Source organism: Flavobacterium aquaticum, from assembly GCF_003259835.1.
Lineage (GTDB): Bacteria > Bacteroidota > Bacteroidia > Flavobacteriales > Flavobacteriaceae > Flavobacterium > Flavobacterium aquaticum.
On sequence record NZ_QLMI01000002.1, the window covers coordinates 17680 to 38706 of the forward strand.

Below are 21027 nucleotides of genomic sequence, written 5' to 3' on the forward strand. Positions count from 1 at the left end.
ATGCCGTATTTTATTTAAAAGGATGACGTTGTTGCCAATGCAATTCTGGCTCCAATTGTTTGAAGATTTTACCAATAAATTTATTAATTAATTTATTGTTGTGATAAATAAATCCTGACATTTGAACGGGTGTTGCTCCTATAGAACTTTTAATTTCCAAAGCTGTTCTACCAAAAATAATACGTTTAAATCCGTTTTCAATTCCATACTCGGTCATGTTGTACAACATATTCAAATACAGCATGTTTTCTTTTTGAATATTCTCGTTATACCCTAGGAAATAGGTTTCTAAAGTTTCATCATTCAAAAGTAACGTATGAAATCCGACCAATTCTTCATTTAAAAAATATCCAAAAATCTGGAATCGATTACCACATTGACCTTTTAGAGTTGAAAAGTGGTTTTTGGACAAGAAAAATGTATTAAAAGGTGCATTTTTAGCTACATAATGATACAAATCGTATATCTTCTCTTCGTTTTGAAGCACATCTTCGTATGAAAGATTCTTCATTTGAATGCCATCGAATTTTTTACGAGCTCTTTTAAATTGATCGCGGTATTTTTTGGAGAGAGCTGCGACATAATCTTCTAATGATTTCCAATTTTTATCCAAATAGAAAATCATGTTGGGTTGCGTATTGAATTCGTACATATTTGAAAAACGATACTTTTTCAACTCTACCGAACAATGATCATAAAAATCTTTAAACGAAACCAAGTGAATTGAAATTCCTTTTTTCTTGAAGTACAACGTTATTTCATCAGCACTTTGTAAAAGAATTTCACTTATATGATTGAAATCGATTTCCTTAGAAAAAACATAACCATTTTGCCCCGTAATCATGTTATTCCCAAGAAATAAAGTATGAGAAGCAAAATTTTTGAATATAAAATTTCGGATAATGGTTTTAAAACATTTATCTCGTTCTCCAAACGATTCTAATTTATTTAAATCTAAATATTGTGCTAAAGAAACACCGATCAATTCTGAATTTTCAAAAATCCCAATATAAAAACACTCCATGTTCACAGGAGCCGATTTTTCTAAAACTGTCAAATATGGTGTTTGCAAAAATACATTACTCTGAGCAACCGTGTCCCAAAGCAAAGGTAATTCCTTAACTGAATTGTATATTTTAAATGAAATTTTGTCCAAAAGTAAAAATAAAATCGCCCCACAAAAGTAGAGCGATTCCTATATAATTAAATGTTAAATTTTATTTTATTTCCAGCCACAAATAATAGCTCCCATTAATGTCATCACCACAATCCAATATCCAGAAGTTATTGCTGCATATTTGAATGATTTTTGTTCAAATAAACAATTAGTAGCTACAATTGGCAATGCAATGAATAAACCTGACATAAAACCGTGCAAAGCACCATGTTTAAATGTTCTGAAGGCATCTTGATAATCTGCCATAAAAGCAGCATAAGAAGGCAATGCTTTTGTTTCATCTCCTCCAACCATTCCTAAAGCACCAAATTGGTGAATCGTTATTGGCATCATTATAAAAGCCAACATAAAGGCAAATACAAATGTTAATCCGAAGATTTTTGCCATATTTCCTTGTTTGGCTTTTTCCTCGGTCATCCCAATTTCGTTCATCCAAATCGTTCCGAAAACTTTAGGATTATACCAAACAAATCCAACAACAAAACTTGAGAGCGCTGCCACTAAAACAGCTAAAAAATTAATTTCCATAATTGATATAGTTTTTTGGTTAGTATATCAAAAATAGGAATATTTTTTTTAACAATTATTTATTCAGCTACGATTTTGCTTGCACTGCGGTATAAAAACTCATTGTAAATGTGTCGTCTTGCAAAACGACTAGGCGATTCTGCATTAACCATTTTAATGTATGTTACTTTTGGCACACTAAAATACTCGTAATTGCTACCATCTAAAAACGAAATATACAACACTCCATTATCCATATAAAAATCTTGGATATTTACGGTTGAAGTTATTTTTTGATATACTTCTTTGTTTTTTTCTTGTGTTTCAGGAGCAATACTAACCAAAAAATGATATGCCTCAATAATATTTTTACTTCTTTCTTCAGCAGCTAAACGCTCCACTGGATCAGCAATAGTATCTGGATGATCTTCCTTCATGCTATTTCTGTAAATGGTTTTCAATTCTTTCAGCGTAGCTGTTTTAGTAACATCAAGTAACTTTCTGTACTCGGCAATTTTCTTTGGATTCATAATTTTTAAAAATAAAGGTGCAAAAGTAGTGTTTTATTATTTAATCAAGCAAGAAAAACAAAACAAAAACAAACGTAATTATTTATCAATGAACAAATTAAACAAAAAAAGCTCCACATTTCTGTGAAGCTTCTTAGTAGCGGGAACAGGACTCGAACCTGTGACACTTCTGACTTAATTATCAATGTACTATGAACTTAATAATTTTTTGTATGCCTAAAAGTGAGCCTTAAACCAAAATTTCAACCCTGCTTAAACTTGAAAAATCAAGTTCTTTGCAAAAGTAACAAATGTTTTTGAATAAATCTTGGTTTTCCATAGATTACTAAAATCTGTTTCTTACTTGGGTTATAATTTGTGTAATACATTATTCTCCACACTTTAAATTTTGAACTGAATTTATCAACTTCAATCTGCTTGGATGCATTATGTACCAGGAATTGATTGATAACAGCAATTTGTTCTTCATCAGCTTTTTTGATTGTTATAATTACTGCTGTCAAAAAATCACCATTAAATATCAATTCAGTTCTATGTGTAAAAAAGTTCAGAAAATAATTAAGCTGTTTACCTATATATTTATAGCTTTCATAACCACTTAATCTATTTTCCAAAGCATCTAATTCAAACTCCCAATTTTCATATTGTTTGTCTATTTTGAAAGGTAAATTAAGTTGTTTCATTTAGTTCCTGGTATAAAAAAACCACCTTATGGGTGGCTTAGAATTTAATATTTGATTTATTAAAATCACAAAGTAATACTGCTCTTGTTGTTTTATAAATCTTGAGGAAATTGACCATATAAATAACTCTTTTGATATAAGTTAATGAGTTTTGCAAGTTCAATCAAGTTTTCAAAACCATCAATAGGTAATACATAAGGATTCTCTTTATAGATTATGGATTCATACGGTTTTATTCCTATTGGATTACCATTATCATATTCTATAAAACACATACTACTATAATTGCTGTCAATTTTATGTATGTTATAAGCAATGTTAGAGTTCCAACATTCAAGAAGTTTTTTGTCATTGTTGCATAAATAGTATTCATCAATATATTGCCTTAAATCTTTATCCTTATTTCTTAAAATCAATAAACTTTTTAATGAATCATAATAAGAATAAAATAGTCTTTCAGCACTATATTTTACACTTGCAATTGCTCTTTCTTTTGTATAAGTAATATGGAATAAATTCTCTTCAAGAAACTCTTTAGCTTCAAGATAATTATCAAAATTTTTAACCAACCAATTATTAATTTCCTCTATGCTGGTAAAAGCAATTGGTTTTATTTTCTTCATTCTGCTTTGTTTGTTAATAAAAATTTCAAATGTATTTGAAGTGCTAATTTTGATTCATAGTTTTGGTTTTATTTTCTTTTAAATAACCCATGTTGTGTTTTTGAATACTTATCATTAAAAAAATTACATTCAGTAATTTTAAAATTATTATTTACTTTATTAATATAAATATGGCTTTTTGATGAATTTGAGATTTCCTTACAATAGAATTTATAATCACCATTATTATTCTTAGCAACTGAATCTATAATTTTAACTTCTACATCACCATAATTATTTTCTAAATCTAATTTACCTTCATAATCACTGTCTGCTATAATAAAATAAAACTCTTCATTTGTCACTTTAAGGTATGTTTTTCTTTTTTCTTCATCCTCATAATTTTCATCATAATAATCATCAATTGACAGATATTCACCAATAATGGACTTTGGAAAATTTGATATCCTCACATATCTATCATTATCTGTTTTACAACTAAAACAAATTATTACTACAACAATTGCAAAAATATTTTTCATTACTATCCTATTTTTCAAAAGTCCATATTAATACATAAAAATCATCTTCTCCTTCTGCTGATATTTTGGAAAGGTGTATTGTTTCAATTATTGAAATTTCATCAGATAACTTTGTTTCAACCAACCATTTGACATTTGTAGAATTTGCTCTTTTGTACTTTGAATTATATTCTTTTATAAATCTCTCCAAAGATTTTTGACTATCAGGAGTAATAACAAGTGTATTACTTAATTGATAAGAATCATTATCAAAGTAATAAGTGGCATAAGCATTTTCTAATTTCACAGATAAAGAAACTGAACCATCTTCTTGAACAATTTGCTCAAGATTATATTTAGAATCTTTAAACCTATTTTTAATATCATTTAAAGGCAATCCTACTTCATTTTGACTAAAAATAAAAGGACTAATAAACAAAAAGAATAAAGTATAAAATTTCATATTATAGTTATTAAAGTTTAACAAATATACATACTGTATCATATTTGATAACAATATTTTTATCAAATATGACAACTTTTGATGCAAATAGCCAAAAGTTGAATAAGAAAGAATTTCAAATAGCATTAGGTCAAAGAATCAAAGAATTGAGAGAAAAGAAAAACATCTCTCAAACTGAACTTGGCAATTTATGTGATATTGAAAGGACTAACATGAATAGAATTGAAGCTGGTAATACCAATCCTACAAGTTATACTTTATACAGAATAGCTCAAAAATTAGAAGTTGACTTACCTGAACTATTTGAACTTAAACCAGGAATCCAAAAGAAATAGCTATTAATTATAATCTACTTATAAACTCCTGGTACAAATTTTAGTAAAAAAAGAGTGAATTTGGATTACTTCACACTCTTGAAAAATCACAGATTTTCCCAAACTCATATATATAATTTAGGAAAAAGTGTGATTTATAAATTTCCATTGTAAGCAAAACTATAATAGTCATTCTTGTAAATTATTAAATGGTCAAGCAGACTTATCTCTAATAATTCACAAGCACTTTTCAATTTTGATGTAATTTTCTTGTCAGCTTCACTTGGCTTCATATTCCCACTTGGATGATTATGTACCAAGATAATGGCAGATGCATTACACTTTAGAGCTACACCCATAATTATTCTGACATCTACAACTGTTCCTGAAATACCACCTTTTGATAAATTGTAAACTCCAAGTACAAAATTGGCTCTATTAAGTAAAATTACTTTACATTCTTCTTGAAATTCTATTAAATCCAAATCCCATTGAGATAATATGAATTTATAAACTTCATCACATTGAACTAATTTTAACTTATCAGGTTTATTAGTTGAATAGGACACTTTAATTTCAGCTATTTCCATATCAAAAAAAAATAATAAACCTATTGTGCTTTTACACACAATAGGTCTAATACTATTAGTTTACTGGCTCATAATTGTGTTTACCATTCTTTGAAAATACATCTACTGATGGAGTGAAATTCTCAAAAATTGGCTTTTGGCTTTTAACTTCTACTTGTTCCTGAGCATAAGCATATCTATGAGTTAACACAACCATTTCTCCAGTTGCTTGGTCAACATATTCATAGGCTTCACATTCTTCTTTAACAATTGCTCCAGGCATTTGAGTACCAATAAGAGCTTTACAAGTTAATTCATCAAATGTACTTGGAACAAATGCTTTTCTTGCAGTTGCATAAAATTTTCCTGTGGTTTTAGATTGAGCCATTTCAATACCACCTTGTACTTCTAAAACAAAAAATGACTTTCCATCTTCTGTTGTTCTTTCTTTGTAGTTAATGATTGTTACCATTGTTTTGAGTGTTTTTGAGTTGTAATTTTTAATACTTCAAATGATTCTTAAAATTCAGCTATCACCTTGAATTTCTTTATTCAAAAAAGTATTAAACAATGATTTTCATTGCTCACTATGAGTGGGGGTTTTTAAGGTGGCTGGCTTATGTAGAATAGAATGAAAGTTTGCATTACAATTCTGTAGAATTGAACAAGTACCAGGAATTGAAAGAATTATATTTTGTTAGATTCATGGTGCATTTCAACTTTGAACAGAAAAAAGTCAGATTCAACTTTTGCAATAAAATTCACCTCTAAAAAAAATTGTCATTTAATATCCTGGTCAAAAAAATACCTTCTTAACCTTTTGGGTAGGGGGATTTGATTCTCTAAACAAGTGGGGGCTATTTAGTTCTGGTAGGTTGTGTGTTCAAAATTTTTATAAAATTTTTTTTAGAAAGTTTTAAATTAAATTTTAATATTATCTTTATGAATAATTTAACCGATTAATTTAATTCTTGGTATTTAATATAAAATTAAAAACATTAATTAATTGCTTTTTACATGAATAATACTAAAATTTTAGAGCCAAAAACCGAAATTATTTATCCGTCATATTTTTCAACAGGATTTCCAAACAAAAAATGGAATGAAATAACTTCTAGAGAAAATTATATCTCACAAATTGTTATGGATTTAGAGGAAAACGACTTAATTTTTATAGAGGGAGATGAAGATGCTGGAAAAACAACAATTTGTGCAACTTTTTGCAATACTTATCCTAATAATACAATTTCAATTTTTTTTAATCCTTTGAACATAATGGATTATCAAATCGATTATTATTTTTCAAATTTTGTATCTCAAGCAAGACTCATACTTGGTGACAATTTGAGTGATATTGAAAATGAAGGTCTAATAAGCATCCAAAGCTTTAACAGCACATTATTTCAATTAAGAAGAAAATTTAAAAATAGTAAGGATAAAATTTACATCATTATTGATGGATTAGAGAATAACATTGAAAAATATAAGGAGTTAATAAATAAAATTTTTGAAAACATTCCATTTGCTGAAAACTCGTTTAAAGTAATAATTACTGGTAAGCAAACTGATTTTTTAGACCTAAATCCACACTTTAAAAAAATTTCATCCAAATCAATTACAATTATTGGCTTCACAAAACAAGAAGTAATATCATTTTTAGAAATAGAAAGTCCAAAAGAAAATGAGATTGATGAACTTTATAAAATTACTAAAGGATTTCCAGGTAGATTGGAAACTTCAAAAAGGTTAATAAAAAAACATGGTTATTCATTAAAAAAAATATTAGAATCTGAAACTTATAATAAATGGATTGAATTAGATTGTGAAAAAATTGAGTTAGAAGATGTTTTTAACAATGTTGTAATTTCAATTGTAGCATTGAGTAATAATTCACTACATGTAAATGACTTAGCAAAAATTAATCAATTTGAATTAATTGAATTTAGAAAGAAAATTGAAAACATATTCGTCCTAAAAGAAAAAAATAACTACCTGAATTTTGTTTCAAACGCACACAAAAAATACTTTTCAAATATTTTAAGGGGAAACAAATCAAAAGTTGATGAATTATTAGAAAAATTTTTTTTAAGTGAAGATAATTTAAGTTCAAAATTTGAATTAAGTAAAATTTATGCTGAAAAAAGAGAATGGAATAAAATTATACCATTAATTAATGAAGAGTTTTTATTGGGAACAATTCAAAGTACTGGAACACTTCAAAGAGTTAATGAGAGTATTGAAATGGGATATAAAGCAGCTGAACAATGTAATTATTTTGCAGATTTATTAAGGTACTCAATTCAAGGAAGTATTGTAAATGAATTTGATAATTATCTTTTTTGGGAATCAGAAATATTAGCAAGAATTTCATTGAATGATTTTACAGGAGCAATTTTACTTGCTGAAAGTGCTGTATTAAAAGTAGACAGATTAAGATTATTAGCATTAGTCGCAAAAAAAGAAAAGCAAATCAATAACAAAGTTGATGAAGACTTAATAAGCTTAATAAGAGAACTTTACAAAAACACAGATTTATCAGATGTAGGTGATGTTATATATGAAATTGTTACTGATTTGATATATGCGATGCCAAATTTAGCTATTGAAATTATTGAAAACTCGTCTAATAACTCATCTAACAAAGACATTAATGATTGGATTGTAGCAAAACTATCTGTTGCTGCAATTAATTCTAGTTCAACAGATGAAGGGGAACAGAATAAGAAAATATCTGCAATACAAAAATTAAATAATCCTTCAGTAAAAAAAATAAATCAAGCGATTTCATTTTTAGTAGGTAATTATTCTTCTTCAAGAGTTTTGGATGAAGTAAAAAAACTAACTGATTCTGAAGAAAAATTAAAACTATTGAGATTATGGCTTAGTAATAATAATAAACATAGAAAAGATGTTGATTTAGTAATAAACAAAGCCTTAGATGAATTAATTTTAAACTCCTCACAATCAACATTATCTATAGAAATTCTTAAAGAGTTATCATTTCAATTAGCATACGTAAATGAATTTGAAAAGAAAAAACAAATTTATTTGAGATTTAAGCAAATTGAAAAAAACTTGACTGATTTAGGACTCTCTAAAGACAAGTACATATATCAATTAAATTTGTTTCATACCGAATTTACACTAGATAAATATAAATCAATTTCAACTCTTAACAATATCATAAAAGAAGTTGAAGATTTAAAAGATTCACTCGTTAGATTAGAGGCATTTGCGGAAATCTATGCTAAATTACATATAATTAGTTCTAATGATATTTCACCTAAAGTAAAATTCGTTTATCATAGAATCTTTGAGGTTTCAAATGAACTTTTAAATTCAACAGCAAATCATTATAAACTTTGCCAAAATATTTTAAAGACCATCAGTAAAGTAAACCCAATCTTAGGATTAAAGATTTGTGAAAGCATTAATACTCTTCACAATAGAGACAAGTCAAGATTACTTGTATTAGATAGTTATTTGAAAAATAATCTAAAAAAAATAAAAAACAATATATTAATAGAAATTGATAAATCCTTTGAAAACATTATTCCTCAAAGAATTGCTTTAAAGAGTATTCTTGAGAGATATTCTGAAGCCAAGAGTCTTCATTATGATGTTATCAAAGAATTATTCTACTTCACAAATAAAATTGATATTGTAGAAATCCCAATAAATCGTGTTTATTGCTTATTATTAAATTATCAAATTATCTCAAAGAATATTGAGTGGAAAAACAGATTATCTTCACAAATCAAGAAAAAAATTGATGCTGATTGGGAAAAAATTGATGCTGATTGGGAAAAAATTGATGTTGGATTTGTAATATGCTCAGAAATTGCTAAAATTGATTTAGATTATGCAAAATTAATATTTGAAAAAAATGTAAAAAATAAAAATGAAATTTGGATTGACTCTGAACTTATTGCTCAGACATATTTGTATAGTTTATCATTAATGGCTAAAGCTTACAATGCTCTGTTAATCAATAATAGTAATACAGAGAACGATTATAAACTTATAGAAGAATTAATTGGAAGTTTACCTTCAGAAATTGAAAAACTAAAATTATGGACAGAGATTGGGATTTCAAGCTACCTATCAGACAACCATTCTTTAACAAAAAAAATATATGACACTCATGTTTTTCCATTAGTACAAGGAATAATTCACAAAAACCTTAATATTGATTTTGTATTAGAATCATTAATTCTTGTACATCTTTATAACTCAGAGTTAGCTATTGAATATATTAAAAACCTATCCTTATATATACGAGAATCTGCTTGTTCAATAATTTTTGATTTTTATATAAATAAAAGGAATCCTTTTGAAATATATGATGGTGAAATTGATAAATATGAGATAAATTATAATGATTTGATTAAAACCATCTCACTTTTTAATTTAGTTGAAACAGATTGTGAAGTTTATAATCTTATTAATACTATTTATAAAGCGATTGATAACACTCCATCAAATGTTATTTCAAAAATACAATTAACAGAAATTATATCTAAATTAAATTCTGTTATAGATAATAAATTTCCTGACCCAAAAAATATAAATCATGACGGATATAAAATTGTTTCTAAAATCAAGTTAGAACTATTAGATAAAAAAAATAATTCTTGGGGTAAATATATTCAAGATGCACAAAAAATCCCTAATTTATCTGACAAACTCTTTGTAAAAGCTATTTTACTGGAAGACATCCCAAGTGATAAAATTTCAAAAGAGGATAGAAGAAAACTATTTGATGAAATAATCAATGATCTAAATTGTTTGGATAGTCATTATGAATTTGTAGATAGGGTTATTCATATTTCTGAAAAAATGTATGAAATTAATAGAACAAGATGGAAAGATGTGGTGAATAAAGCTTTCGCAACTTCAACAACATTTGAAGAAGGAAGAGATATGTATAATTATCAAAAAAATATTATTGACTCCATTTATAGAATAGATTCGTCATTTGCAAAAGAATTAATAAAATCAATTGATAACGAAAATAATAAACAAAAAAACAAGAAACTTCTTAATGAGTATTTAAACACATTAGAAATTGCCAATAAAATTAAAAATAATGAAACTTTAGAACAAAAAGAAAGAAATAATAACAGAACTATAATTAGAGCGCTATATAAAGCATGTGGAGCTTTAAATTCTGGAAAAATTACGACTAAAAAAATTCCTGATGTTGCAAAATATCTGAGTTTAGGAAACAAAATGCCATTGCATGAAACAATTCCAGTTTTTTTATTTTACATATCTAATTGTTCAAAAGTTATTCTTCCAAAGAATGTAACCGATGAACTTAAAGAAATCAACAAAAGAAATTTTATGGAAATTGTTAAAGCGACAAACTTAATTCAAATTTTATCAAAAAGAAGAAAACAATCTGAAACAGAAACTAAGAAATTCTTCATAGATGAAGACTTCTCTTCAAATCTACCTGTAAAGCCAGGTAATAGAGAAAGTGCATTAGCCTTTATAAGAAATTGGATGATTGATGAAATGAATGATTTTGTTATTTATGCAGATTCTTATTTTGGAGTAAAAGATTTAGAAATTTTAAAAATCATAAAAGAAATAAATCCAAACATTGATATTAATATCATTGCAACTGATGACATATTTCAGGATAATACTGAAGAAAAATATAAAAATTATTGGAAAAAAATTTCAGACGAATTCCCTCCATTTACAAATTTCACTTTTTGTTGGCTAGAAGAAGATAAAAATTACAGACCAATTCATGACAGATGGATTATTACTAAAAATGGGGGGTTAAGATTAGGAACATCTTTTAATAGCTTGGGAATAAAAAGAGACAGTGAAATCTCTGTTATGAAACCTAATGAAGCTTTAAATATTTTAGAAGAAATTTTAAAAGGCTATATTTCAAGAACAAAAAAGGAGATAAATAAACAAAGAGTTTCATACAAAGGCTTTACATTGTAAACATGTTTTAAAAAATTTATTACTCTGAAAAATAGTTTGTGCCTTTAAAGGCACAAACTTTCAACTCAAAAACCAACTGTAATCTCCATTACCAATCAGTGCTTTCTGAATACCATTTGTAAAATCATAGGCATTCACATTTCTATCAAGAAAAGTATCTATATAAGAAGATTTATTGGCTTGTGTAAAAAGATTATAAACATTCCAAAGGTTTATATCTCCTTGCTCATTTCTGCAAAAGCTATCATCTTCAAAATAATCTTTTACAATGGTATTAATGTGACCATCAGTAAAGTTTAAATTTGGAATCAATACTTTATCCTTTTTTGGTAAATGCTGATATAATCTTGTTCTACCAATTAATTGAGCAAATTTAGTTTCTGTTAATGAATGTTTAGCAAACTCTTTCATTCCTAACAAATGCTTTTCAGCATTATAATTTTGAATTACTTCTGTAATTTTAGTCTGTAATTCTTGATAAGAACTTACTTTCATATCATCAACAAAACCATCACTCCAAACACATAAATTGCAGCATACTTTATTCTGGAATCCAATAAAGAACTTAAATTTTTCAAAAGTCTTTTTATTGTACAAGTTTTCCAAATTGTAGCTTCTAACACCACCTATTGTAAGAGCAATTTCATTTCCATTTATTTTATCTACAATACTTGGAATCCTAATAATAAAAGCCATTCTTTCAAAATATTGAGTTCTCTCATGGTCTAACAAGTCTTTTACATTTTTATGGATTGCTTCTGGAGTTCTGCCTTTAATTTGATGACTTACTCTAATTTCAGGATTCTCAAAAGTATGATGTGGAAATACTTTTAAAACTGCTTCTTGTGCAATTTCAATAAATTCCTGGTGTGAAATAGTCCTCTCATTATCTTTACTGAAAACTGGAATTACACAATCATTTTGTAAACTATGTAAACTAATTTCTTGTGTATTGGCTTCAATAAAAGGTTTGTTTGGAAATTTTGTAGTACCAGGAATTATAACATTATTAGTCTGAAAAGTACCAGGATTCATAATGTTATTAGTTGGCTTTACAGGAATTAATCTATGTGATTCCTGGTTTATTTTTGATTCAATGATGACTTGTGCTTCCATTAGTACTTAATGATTTTGGGTTTAACAATATTTCTTTTGAATTAATGGTATCTTTTTGAAGTTTAAAATCATATTCCAACAATTCTCTCCAATTGCTGTATTGGTTATACAACACATTTAATTCTTCAAGATTCCTGGTATTTTTAATCTTTTCTCTGGCACTTTGCAGATTTGTACCACTATTACACCATTCTAAAATTTTTCTTCCTGTGGATGGATTAATTGTAAATTCAGGTTTTCCCATGAATAAGCCTGTTCTGTCTTTACTTGAAACAGCAAAATGTTTGATATCAATATCAAACACCAAAGTAAATTCAAAATCAATACCATCTCTTTGAACTGCTTTTAATCCAACTTTCTCAGGAATAAACTTGCCATCTTTCTGATTTAAAACATAATCCTGTTTGGTTCTCATTGTAGCAATTACATGAGCATCACATTGCAGAATTTTATCCATAAAGGCTTTTTCCAATGGTTTAATTTTTGCCCAATTGGTAAATGAATTTCCAGCTAATGAAGAATGATAATCAAGTAAGTAATCCCAACAATGGCTAATGCTGTCTATGATTATTACTTCTATACCTGCTTTTTCACATACATTAATTGCCTTAATGTAATTGTCTGGTGTAAATGGTGGAGTTAATGTAAGCACATTATAATTACCTAAATGTGCATATAAATCAGCACTTCCATTTTCTGTATCAATAATGGCAACTTTACTAAAATCACCATTTGTCAATCCTTGCGCAAGTAGTAAACTTGAATAAGTTTTACCACTACCTGCTGAACCTTGCAATGCCATTTTTATCTTGGCTTTTCTTCTTTCTGATTGTCTTAATTGCATAGTTTATAATTTTTAAATTGATTAATATTTTAGATTCCTGGTTTATACAAACAAAAAAACCAACCTCATTTGATTGAGATTGGTTTTTAGAAAGTCATATATTTTCCTAAATTATATATATACAATTAGGAAAATATGTGATTTAATTTATTAGATTATTTCCAATTATTTCAGAATTACTAAATAACATATTGACATAAAACTCTTTTCTAAAATTTTCTTGTGAAAAAGATTCTTCAATTCTGTAGTGCAGAACTTTTTTACCATTAATTAATTTTTGAGATTTTTTTTCATTTACTTTAAAAAATATCTCGATTAAAAGTTCATAAAAATATTGTCCTGCCTGTGAGCTGTTATTGAATCTTTTAAAAGTATCATATAATGGGAATAAATCAAGATTAATAACAACATCTTCATTTATTAATCTATTTAATTTATTAAACATATCAAGCTCATTAAATTTTTGAATAAACAAACTTGATGCTTTAGTATTAAGTAAACTTTTTCCTTTTTGATTTATAATCTCTTCATTAACAACTTGTAATAATTCATTCCAATTCTTATATTGGTTATAATAAAAATTTAATTTTTCATTTTCAAATGAAATGGTTACTCCTGTAGAGATTAAATTAAGGACTTGACTTAAACAAGATTTGAAATAAAGAGATTTGATTAGTTTTCTATAATCTCTAATTCTTTCTTCATTTATGGGTTCTCCAAGAGTTAAAACATTCATCAAAAAGTACATTTTTAATTCTTTAATTTTATTTGTTTCAACTAATGAATTGTCTAAATAAACTCTTCTTTGATTTAAAAATGAATTAAATATTGTAAAAATTTGATGACCTGAATAAGCCATCAAATTTGTTTGAGCTAAATTATTTTTATAGGCTGAATTAACCACAGTTAAATAGTGTTGTCTGATACTTTCAACAAATGATTCACTATCAAAATAAATGTCTGGATTAAAGTCTATTGATTTTAATCTACAATTTGTAAACTGATTTGTAATTGCAATATAAAAGACATAAGTAGATAAATCTCCATTAAAAAAAACACTATTTAAATATGTTTCTCCTTTTTGCAAAACAAACTGTTCCTTCCTCAAATAGTCTAAAAAGTTCATCCCAGTTCTATTGACTTCTTCAATGTTCTTCTTTGCTTTTCTTATGTTAAATGTATAATCTACATAAGCATTGACTAAATCATTCTTTTGAGAATTAATATCATAATATTCTACTGAGCCTAATGTTTGATATTTCTGAAGTATTTCAGTTATTCCATTTTTATTTTCTATGAAAGATGGCAAACTATTTTCTAAAATTTCCAAAGGTTCAGACATAACAATATAAATATCTCCCTTCTTTCTTAATCTTGCTACTGCTTGAAGAATAGAAACATATCCTGAAGTAAATACTCCTTTGTTGTTGAAGTATTTAATATCTGTTCTTGGTGGCAGAATTATTACAAGTGTATGATTCTCTTTTGTGATGTTAATTCCAGTTGAAAAATTTGTTCCAATATTGATTTTACTATTATTGTACTTTCTTATAAAGTTTGGATTAAAAATATCATTATAGCAAAAATTTAAAATTGACCTATCAATATCTTTAAAATAAGTCTTTTTTTGCATTTTTTTTAATTGACTTTTAGAATATACTATTACATCAAACCTTTTATTGTTATGTAAAAGTGTTCTAAAAAGACTCTTTAAATTTTCATTTTCTACAATATCATTATTTTCTTGATGTAGGATTAAATGTAAATCACCTTGCTTTTCAGCTATTATTATTCTTTCAGATTCTACTATATGAATATTCTTTTCTGTAAACTCTGATAAATATTTTATTATTTCTTTTGAAGATTCATTAAATGTTGCACTAATCACATAATTTTTATGAACTATATTTTTTAATCTCCAAAGATTAAAAATATATTCTTGTTTAAAAGTGTGTATAGAGTCATGTAATTCATCAAATATTAAAACAACTTTTTTGTTATTTGTTTCACAATATTTAATAAGGCTTTTAAAATATCTCTTTCTTTTATTAGATTGGAATAATGCATCTTCTCCTGGGTTTTCAAGCAAAGCATACACTGTCAAAATATGAACTTTAAAATTATTAGTTTTTGATTTATTAATAAAGTCTTCATCATTTACAGCTCCAAAAACAAATTTTGTATTTGGCTCAGGTTTATCCAAATTCAATAAACTAAAAATTTTTCTTTCATCTACAATTCTTTTACATTCATTATAATATTGTTCAATCAAATTATTATATGGTAATGCAAAAACAACTATATAATCTTCTTTATTGATATATTCAGAAACAATATCAATTATACATTTTGATTTTCCTTGACCAGTACCTGCATTTATTACAGTTGTATTTTTTACTTCTAAATCCCTTATCAAAATAGGCATTAACTCTTCTGAAATATAACCAGTTTCAGGATTAGGACTAATAAACTCTTTAGTTGAGTTATAATAATTAGAATCAAAATCCTCTATATTTATTTTTTTGTATTCTACTGGAACATTTACTAAATCAAAATCTATTGTACTCATAAAACTTAAAATAAAACTGTGCTGTAAAGATATTACAACACAGTTATTTATAAAGCATCATTTATCCAACTTTCTGCTTAAAGTTGAAATCTGTTCACTAACTTTTCTCTGAACCACTTTTGCATAATGGTCTTGAGTAGTTGAAATTTTGGAATGTCCTAAAAGTTCTGAAACCACTTCTATTGGAACATCATTGTAAAGCAATACAGTTGTGGCAAAGGTTTTCCTTGCAATGTGATGAGTTAATTTCTTTTCAATACCTATAATCTCAGCTATTTCTTTTAAATAGGAATTGAATTTTTGATTACTAACAACAGGTAACAATCTTTTATCATCCTGGTATTTTTCAATTATTGAAATAGCTTTAGGCAACAATGGAATTGAAAATTGCCTCTTTGTCTTTTGTCTGAACATATCAATCCACAGTTTCCCATCAAATTTTTTCACTATATGTTTTTGTGTTAGAATAGACATTTCTTGATAAGGTAAACCAGTATAACAACAGAAAACAAACATATCTCTAACTTGTTCCAATCTCTTTTGAGAAAACTTATGATTCTCTAATTTGTAAAGTTCCTTAGTAGTTAGATAAGTTATAGAGTTTATGACCTTTTTGGGTTTATAGAGCAAGAATGGGTCTGTCATTAGAAAACCCTCTGCAATAGCCAATTTAATTATCTTCCTAACCCTTTGAATGCTTTTATTAATTGTAATCTGCTTAAACTTTTTTTCAGTTTTCAAATAGTAATCAAAATCATTTAAGAACTTTAAAGAAATATCCTCTAAAGCTATATTTCTCTTTTTGTATTTATGAAAAAGGAAGTTTTCTATATGCTGTTTGGCTTCTGTAAACTTTGAAAATGTAGATTTAGTGTACTCAATACCTACCAATTTTTCCATTCTTGCATTATGGAGATTAAATACTTCTATTAAAGTTTTTGATGGCTTAATATCTTCTCCTTTGAATTTTAAGTAAATGTCTTCCACATCAAACTGTTCTTTTTGAACTTGAAGAAATAAAAAAGCCTGATTAATTTCTTGTTTAATCAGGCTCAATTGAGTGTTAATTTGTTTATGTTCAGTATCATCAGGAATAGCTTTCTGTAATGAATTATTCCAATTCTCTGGTTTAATAAATAATCCAGTTGCAAATGGCTTTCTTATTCCTAAATATGTAATTCTACACACAATAGGAACTAATCCTTTTTTATTAATCCTGGTTGCTGAAATCACAAACAATATCTTTATTGGTTGTGTAATCATGATAAAATAATTGTTTAAATCTTTAATAAAAAAAGTTGCAACCCAAGTAAAATTTAATTGCAACCCAAATGTTAGCCTTTTTGCAACCCAATACAAAATTTATTGCAACCTAAAAGTTAGCCTTTTGCAACCCTAATTGCAACCCAAAAAAACTAAAATTTGAATTTGTAATAAGTAAGTAGATTTTTAAAAAATCCTTGTAGAATAGATAAGAATAGAATTAAATAAAAAAGCTCCACATTTCTGTGAAGCTTCTTAGTAGCGGGAACAGGACTCGAACCTGTGTCCGCCGTGGCGGATATGAGCCCGACGAGCTTATAGTTTAGAAATTATTTCTTTTATAAACTCTCTGCCTTTTCCTGATTTCAAAAGCTTCTCTCTTTTAAAGCCTCGGATTTTGTTGTGAAAAACTCAACATATATAACTTGCCAAGGCCTAAACTTGATTGTATAACCTTTTTTACTCAAATAATTGTGAGATTTAAAACGTTCAATCAAATTTGACGTAAAACCAACATAAGTTTTACAATAATCCTTAGATAATAATATGTAAACCACAAATTCTTCCATAACTTTATAAAAAAAGCTTCACATTTCTGTGAAGCTTCTTAGTAGCGGGAACAGGACTCGAACCTGTGACCTTCGGGTTATGAGCCCGACGAGCTGCCTACTGCTCTATCCCGCGATGTACGGTTGTAATTCAATAATTCTTAGTAGCGGGAACAGGACTCGAACCTGTGACCTTCGGGTTATGAGCCCGACGAGCTGCCTACTGCTCTATCCCGCGATTTGTGAGTGCAAAGGTACAATCTTTATTTAAAATTACAAGACTTTTTTAAAAATAATGTTTTCTTTCTACTATTTCAGGCGTTATCACTACCTTTGTACCCATAAATATATTGAAATGGAGCACAGAGCAGGTTATGTAAATATTATTGGAAATCCAAATGTAGGAAAATCAACTCTTATGAATGCGTTTGTAGGCGAGCGCCTTTCTATTATCACATCGAAAGCACAGACTACAAGACACCGTATTTTGGGAATTGTAAATGGAGATGATTTTCAAGTTTTATTTTCAGATACGCCAGGAATTATAAAACCAGCGTATGAATTGCAAAATTCGATGATGGATTTTGTGAAATCGGCTTTTGAAGATGCTGACATTTTGGTCTACATGGTAGAAATTGGCGAAAAAGAATTAAAAGACGAAGCGTTTTTCAATAAGATTATCCATTCTAAGATTCCAGTTTTATTATTGTTGAATAAAATTGACAAATCAAACCAAGAACAATTAGAAGAACAAATGCAATTGTGGAAAGATAAAGTGCCAAATGCCGAAATCTATCCAATTTCTGCTTTAGAAAACTTTAATGTCCAAACCGTTTTTGATAGAATTATCGAATTACTTCCTGTTTCTCCAGCGTTTTATCCAAAAGATGCTTTGACTGATAAACCAGAACGTTTCTTTGTAAACGAAACCATTCGTGAGAAAATCTTGTTGAATTACGATAAAGAAATTCCGTATGCTGTAGAAATTGAAACGGAAGAATTCATTGAAGACGACAACATCATTAGAATTCGCGCCGTAATTATGGTAGAACGCGATACCCAAAAAGGAATCATCATCGGTCACAAAGGTGCCGCTTTGAAGAAAGTTGGGATTCAAGCAAGAGAAGATTTAGAAAAATTCTTTGGAAAACAAATTCACTTGGCAACTTACGTTAAAGTAAATAAAGATTGGAGAAGTAACGAGCGTCAATTGAGACGTTTTGGGTATAACCAGAAGTAAGAAGAAAGAGCAAAGATAAAAGATAAAAGATGCCTGATGAATATTCATCAGGTTTTTTTATTCCAAAACCTTATACATTAAGTCTTCTAATTCATGCATTTGTGGCACACCGCGCTCTCGGTTTAATCGTGCCATAAAATAGAGCGAAAACCAAAACACAACCATAATTCCCATAATACTGAAATCTAAAACTACAGATTGTTTTAGTGACCAATGTGTATAAGCCATCATAGCAAAGACTAAAAACAATCCTGCAATGATAAAATGCAAAAACATAAAAAGCGTCCAAAGCAATTGCTCAGGTCCGAACAAACCTTTTACGATGGTTTTACCTTCATTTGCTTCTAATTCTAAATGTAAAAAAGGCGAATAGTATTTTCGTTTTTCTTTGCTGAAATAAAAATACAAATGCTCATCGATTATTTTTATTTGATAATCGGCTTTGAGTTCAGTTTTTAGCTGTTTTGCTTTTTCTAAAATTTTATCGACACTATTTTTTGATTCGACTTCAAACTTTGGTCGTAGTGCAATACTTTTTTCAGGTTCCATTTCTTCTGATTTTAAAGCTAATATATACATTTTTAACAAATGTTGAATAAATTTTACATCCTAGCCCAGATAGAAACGGAAACCCCGCAAATTTTTGACCTATTTTTTCTTTTTATTTGGACAGCGACCTAAGAAGCTGACCGAATAAATTTAGAAAAAAAGAGCTAAAATTGTGGAGTTGTAGTGGATAGCTGGAAAAAGCTCCAAAAAAAATCGTACTTTTGCCGATTCAAAATAAGATTATGAATAATATTGTTGCCATTGTAGGAAGACCAAATGTTGGAAAATCCACATTTTTTAACCGTTTAATTCAGCGAAGAGAAGCTATTGTTGACTCGGTAAGCGGTGTTACGCGTGATAGAAATTATGGAAAAAGTGAGTGGAACGGAAAGGAATTTTCGGTAATTGATACGGGAGGTTATATCAAAGGTTCTGACGATATTTTTGAAGGAGAAATTCGTCGTCAAGTAGAATTAGCTATTGACGAGGCAGATGCTATTGTTTTTGTGGTTGATGTTGAGGAAGGCATAACTCCAATGGATGAGGAAGTAGCGAAATTACTTCGTAAAGTTAAAAAACCTATACTTTTAGTTGTAAATAAAGTAGACAACGCCATGCGTGAAAAAGACGCAGTTGAGTTTTATAATTTAGGATTAGGAGAATATTTTTCAATTTCGGGAATGAGCGGAAGCGGAACAGGAGAACTTTTAGACAAATTAGTTGAAGTGCTACCTGAAATGCCAGAAGTTACCGAAGAAGTGGAACCATTACCAAGATTTTGTGTAGTAGGAAGACCAAATGCAGGAAAATCTTCATTCATCAACGCTTTAATTGGCGAAGATAGATTTGTAGTAACGGATATCGCAGGAACTACCCGTGATGCAATTGACACAAAATACAACCGTTTTGGATTCGAGTTCAACCTAGTAGATACAGCCGGAATTAGACGTAAAGCAAAAGTAAAAGAAGATTTAGAATTTTATTCGGTAATGCGTTCCGTAAGAGCTATTGAGCATAGTGATGTTTGTTTACTAGTTATTGATGCGACTCGTGGATTTGAAGGACAAGATCAAAGTATTTTTTGGTTGGCTGAGAAAAACCGAAAAGGAATTGTAATCTTAGTTAACAAATGGGATTTGGTTGAAAAAGATACCATGAGTACACGTGATTACGAGAGAAAAATTAGAGAAGAAATTGCTCCTTTTACTGATGTGCCGATTTTATTTATTTCAGCTTTAACCAAACAACGTTTATTAAAAGCGTTGGAAACCGCAGTTGAAGTTTTTGAAAATAGAAAACAACGTATTTCGACTTCGAAATTCAATGAGTTGATGTTGCCAATTATTGAAGCAACGCCTCCACCAGCATTGAAAGGAAAATACATCAAGATTAAATATTGCATGCAATTGCCAACACCAACTCCTCAGTTTGTGTTTTTTGCCAACTTGCCACAATATGTAAAAGATCCATACAAACGTTTTATTGAAAATAAACTAAGAGAACAATACAACTTTAGTGGCGTTCCAATTGATATTTATTTTAGACAGAAATAATTGAAAAAACCG

19 protein-coding genes and 2 tRNA genes are annotated in these 21027 nt (G+C 28.0%); 4 read left to right on the forward strand and 17 right to left on the reverse strand.

Translation table 11 applies throughout. The features are described from left to right. Window positions 1-10 precede the first annotated feature (10 nt). From B0I03_RS02865 to B0I03_RS02895, 7 genes are all read right to left on the reverse strand, one after another. Window positions 11-1057, reverse strand: a complete 1047-nt coding sequence (locus B0I03_RS02865; protein ID WP_317048037.1) for a GNAT family N-acetyltransferase — start codon at window positions 1055-1057, stop codon at window positions 11-13. 165 nt (window positions 1058-1222) lie between these two features. After that, a complete protein-coding gene (locus B0I03_RS02870; RefSeq protein WP_111565977.1) occupies window positions 1223-1705 on the reverse strand; it encodes a DUF1761 domain-containing protein in 483 nt (160 codons plus the stop codon). A 59-nt stretch (window positions 1706-1764) separates the two neighbouring features. Then, a complete protein-coding gene (locus B0I03_RS02875; RefSeq protein ID WP_026724150.1) occupies window positions 1765-2214 on the reverse strand; it encodes a KTSC domain-containing protein in 450 nt (149 codons plus the stop codon). Between the two features lie 266 nt (window positions 2215-2480). Continuing rightward, window positions 2481-2897, reverse strand: coding sequence for a hypothetical protein (locus tag B0I03_RS02880; RefSeq protein ID WP_111565978.1), 417 nt, complete (start codon window positions 2895-2897; stop codon window positions 2481-2483). Window positions 2898-2989: 92 nt separating this feature from the next. Continuing rightward, window positions 2990-3520 (reverse strand): hypothetical protein, encoded by a 531-nt coding sequence (locus tag B0I03_RS02885; protein WP_111565979.1) that lies wholly within the window; start codon window positions 3518-3520, stop codon window positions 2990-2992. Between the two features lie 68 nt (window positions 3521-3588). After that, window positions 3589-4041 carry a hypothetical protein gene (locus tag B0I03_RS02890; RefSeq protein ID WP_111565980.1) on the reverse strand — a complete coding sequence of 151 codons (453 nt, stop codon included), beginning with the start codon at window positions 4039-4041 and terminating at the stop codon, window positions 3589-3591. Window positions 4042-4048: 7 nt separating this feature from the next. Continuing rightward, window positions 4049-4483, reverse strand: a complete 435-nt coding sequence (locus tag B0I03_RS02895; RefSeq protein WP_111565981.1) for a hypothetical protein — start codon at window positions 4481-4483, stop codon at window positions 4049-4051. A gap of 68 nt (window positions 4484-4551) precedes the next feature. Between B0I03_RS02895 and B0I03_RS02900 the strand changes: the two genes are divergently transcribed. Then, window positions 4552-4818, forward strand: a complete 267-nt coding sequence (locus tag B0I03_RS02900; protein WP_088399733.1) for a helix-turn-helix domain-containing protein — start codon at window positions 4552-4554, stop codon at window positions 4816-4818. 134 nt (window positions 4819-4952) lie between these two features. On the opposite strand, the gene B0I03_RS02905 is transcribed toward B0I03_RS02900, so the two are convergent. Further along, complete coding sequence (locus tag B0I03_RS02905) at window positions 4953-5366, reverse strand: JAB domain-containing protein (RefSeq protein ID WP_317043790.1); 414 nt, start codon at window positions 5364-5366, stop codon at window positions 4953-4955. Between the two features lie 76 nt (window positions 5367-5442). Then, entirely contained in the window at window positions 5443-5838 is a 396-nt protein-coding gene (locus B0I03_RS02910; protein WP_088399729.1) for a hypothetical protein, read from the reverse strand. A 545-nt stretch (window positions 5839-6383) separates the two neighbouring features. On the opposite strand from B0I03_RS02910, the gene B0I03_RS02915 reads away from it, so the two are divergent. After that, window positions 6384-11333, forward strand: coding sequence for a hypothetical protein (locus B0I03_RS02915; RefSeq protein ID WP_111565982.1), 4950 nt, complete (start codon window positions 6384-6386; stop codon window positions 11331-11333). A gap of 60 nt (window positions 11334-11393) precedes the next feature. Here the strand turns inward: B0I03_RS02915 and B0I03_RS02920 are convergent, their stop codons facing one another. From B0I03_RS02920 to B0I03_RS02950, 7 genes are all read right to left on the reverse strand, one after another. Further along, window positions 11394-12449, reverse strand: coding sequence for a DUF3871 family protein (locus tag B0I03_RS02920; protein ID WP_111565983.1), 1056 nt, complete (start codon window positions 12447-12449; stop codon window positions 11394-11396). Continuing rightward, on the reverse strand, window positions 12427-13293 hold the full coding sequence (locus B0I03_RS02925; RefSeq protein ID WP_111565984.1) for an ATP-binding protein: 867 nt from the start codon (window positions 13291-13293) through the stop codon (window positions 12427-12429). Before B0I03_RS02925 ends, B0I03_RS02920 begins: the two co-directional genes overlap by 23 nt. Before the next feature lie 142 nt (window positions 13294-13435). After that, entirely contained in the window at window positions 13436-15862 is a 2427-nt protein-coding gene (locus tag B0I03_RS02930) for a DEAD/DEAH box helicase (RefSeq protein ID WP_111565985.1), read from the reverse strand. Window positions 15863-15919: 57 nt separating this feature from the next. Continuing rightward, on the reverse strand, window positions 15920-17125 hold the full coding sequence (locus B0I03_RS02935; RefSeq protein WP_111566361.1) for a site-specific integrase: 1206 nt from the start codon (window positions 17123-17125) through the stop codon (window positions 15920-15922). A gap of 365 nt (window positions 17126-17490) precedes the next feature. Beyond that, complete coding sequence (locus B0I03_RS02940; protein WP_245902929.1) at window positions 17491-17694, reverse strand: GIY-YIG nuclease family protein; 204 nt, start codon at window positions 17692-17694, stop codon at window positions 17491-17493. A gap of 42 nt (window positions 17695-17736) precedes the next feature. Next, window positions 17737-17809 (reverse strand) — tRNA-Met (locus tag B0I03_RS02945). A 29-nt stretch (window positions 17810-17838) separates the two neighbouring features. Next, a tRNA-Met gene (locus B0I03_RS02950) sits at window positions 17839-17911 on the reverse strand. A gap of 117 nt (window positions 17912-18028) precedes the next feature. Between B0I03_RS02950 and era the strand changes: the two genes are divergently transcribed. Then, window positions 18029-18913 carry a GTPase Era gene (gene era, locus B0I03_RS02955; RefSeq protein ID WP_026724151.1) on the forward strand — a complete coding sequence of 295 codons (885 nt, stop codon included), beginning with the start codon at window positions 18029-18031 and terminating at the stop codon, window positions 18911-18913. A 57-nt stretch (window positions 18914-18970) separates the two neighbouring features. On the opposite strand, the gene B0I03_RS02960 is transcribed toward era, so the two are convergent. Beyond that, on the reverse strand, window positions 18971-19492 hold the full coding sequence (locus tag B0I03_RS02960; protein WP_111565986.1) for a hypothetical protein: 522 nt from the start codon (window positions 19490-19492) through the stop codon (window positions 18971-18973). Between the two features lie 212 nt (window positions 19493-19704). Between B0I03_RS02960 and der the strand changes: the two genes are divergently transcribed. After that, window positions 19705-21015 carry a ribosome biogenesis GTPase Der gene (der, locus tag B0I03_RS02965; RefSeq protein ID WP_111565987.1) on the forward strand — a complete coding sequence of 437 codons (1311 nt, stop codon included), beginning with the start codon at window positions 19705-19707 and terminating at the stop codon, window positions 21013-21015. Window positions 21016-21027: the final 12 nt, after the last annotated feature.

Coding starts and splice junctions, on each gene's coding strand:
- B0I03_RS02870 (WP_111565977.1), bottom strand. CDS start 1,705: ATGGAAATTAATTTTTTAGCTGTTTTAGTGGCAGCGCTCTCAAGTTTT.
- B0I03_RS02875 (WP_026724150.1), bottom strand. CDS start 2,214: ATGAATCCAAAGAAAATTGCCGAGTACAGAAAGTTACTTGATGTTACT.
- B0I03_RS02880 (WP_111565978.1), bottom strand. CDS start 2,897: ATGAAACAACTTAATTTACCTTTCAAAATAGACAAACAATATGAAAAT.
- B0I03_RS02885 (WP_111565979.1), bottom strand. CDS start 3,520: ATGAAGAAAATAAAACCAATTGCTTTTACCAGCATAGAGGAAATTAAT.
- B0I03_RS02890 (WP_111565980.1), bottom strand. CDS start 4,041: ATGAAAAATATTTTTGCAATTGTTGTAGTAATAATTTGTTTTAGTTGT.
- B0I03_RS02895 (WP_111565981.1), bottom strand. CDS start 4,483: ATGAAATTTTATACTTTATTCTTTTTGTTTATTAGTCCTTTTATTTTT.
- B0I03_RS02900 (WP_088399733.1), top strand. CDS start 4,552: ATGACAACTTTTGATGCAAATAGCCAAAAGTTGAATAAGAAAGAATTT.
- B0I03_RS02910 (WP_088399729.1), bottom strand. CDS start 5,838: ATGGTAACAATCATTAACTACAAAGAAAGAACAACAGAAGATGGAAAG.
- B0I03_RS02915 (WP_111565982.1), top strand. CDS start 6,384: ATGAATAATACTAAAATTTTAGAGCCAAAAACCGAAATTATTTATCCG.
- B0I03_RS02920 (WP_111565983.1), bottom strand. CDS start 12,449: ATGGAAGCACAAGTCATCATTGAATCAAAAATAAACCAGGAATCACAT.
- B0I03_RS02925 (WP_111565984.1), bottom strand. CDS start 13,293: ATGCAATTAAGACAATCAGAAAGAAGAAAAGCCAAGATAAAAATGGCA.
- B0I03_RS02930 (WP_111565985.1), bottom strand. CDS start 15,862: ATGAGTACAATAGATTTTGATTTAGTAAATGTTCCAGTAGAATACAAA.
- B0I03_RS02935 (WP_111566361.1), bottom strand. CDS start 17,125: ATGATTACACAACCAATAAAGATATTGTTTGTGATTTCAGCAACCAGG.
- B0I03_RS02940 (WP_245902929.1), bottom strand. CDS start 17,694: ATGGAAGAATTTGTGGTTTACATATTATTATCTAAGGATTATTGTAAA.
- era (WP_026724151.1), top strand. CDS start 18,029: ATGGAGCACAGAGCAGGTTATGTAAATATTATTGGAAATCCAAATGTA.
- B0I03_RS02960 (WP_111565986.1), bottom strand. CDS start 19,492: ATGTATATATTAGCTTTAAAATCAGAAGAAATGGAACCTGAAAAAAGT.
- der (WP_111565987.1), top strand. CDS start 19,705: ATGAATAATATTGTTGCCATTGTAGGAAGACCAAATGTTGGAAAATCC.